Source organism: Oleiphilus sp. HI0080 (assembly GCF_001635135.1).
Genome location: NZ_LWFU01000955.1, coordinates 1 through 859 on the forward strand (window position 1 = coordinate 1; position 859 = coordinate 859).

Annotated in this window: 1 protein-coding gene and 1 pseudogene; both read right to left on the reverse strand. The window is 46.6% G+C overall.

All coding sequences use genetic code 11. The features are described from left to right. Window positions 1-607: phosphate ABC transporter ATP-binding protein (locus tag A3751_RS18535; RefSeq protein ID WP_082863370.1), on the reverse strand; the 607-nt coding region annotated here is incomplete at its 3' end. A gap of 51 nt (window positions 608-658) precedes the next feature. After that, window positions 659-859 (reverse strand): annotated as a pseudogene (locus A3751_RS21945) (phosphate ABC transporter, permease protein PstA); the annotation flags it as partial.

Sequence of the window (859 nt, forward strand, 5' to 3'; positions counted from 1 at the left end):
TACGCGCGATAACCAAACGCTGTTGCTGACCGCCAGACAGACCGAGCGCGCTGTCGTTTAGGCGATCTTTTACTTCGTCCCAAAGCGCGGCTGAGCGCAATGACCATTCGACCGTCTCATCCAGTACGCGTTTGCTATTAATGCCTTGAATACGTAAACCGTAGGCAACGTTTTCGTAGATGCTCTTCGGAAATGGATTCGGCTTTTGGAATACCATGCCAACACGACGGCGAAGGTCAGCGACTTCGACTTTTTTGTCGTAAATATCTTGCTCTTCTAGCAACACTTTTCCGCTAATGTTGACGCCATCTACCAAATCGTTCATTCGGTTAAAGCAGCGCAATAGCGTTGATTTACCACAGCCTGATGGGCCGATAAACGCCGTCACCCGGTTTTGTGGAATGGTCATGTTGATACCGTGAAGTGCTTCTTTTTCTCCATAACTGAGACGAAGGTCATTCACTTTCAGTGCAATCTTTTCGTCTTCTAAACGCAAGGTATTCTCTGCGCGTGAAAGACTGCTAATGTCGATACCATGGGTGCGATCGCTATTTGGTGCAGTCGCGCTTGTGTTTTCTGTGCTTGTGCTTGAATTCTGGTTTTCCATATCAAACTCTTTGGTTAAATCTCTAATACTAATTTCGGATGAGCGCTTGGGTTACATCTCAAGCGCTTTGTATTTTTCACGTAGTCTGTTGCGAATCGCGACGGCTGACAAATTCAACAGAGCGATAACCGCCACCAATAAAAGTGACGTTGCATACACGAGTGGTCGTGCTGCTTCTACGTTCGGGCTTTGAAATCCAACGTCATAGATGTGGAAGCCCAAGTGCATGAATTTTTGGTCTAAATGCAGGTA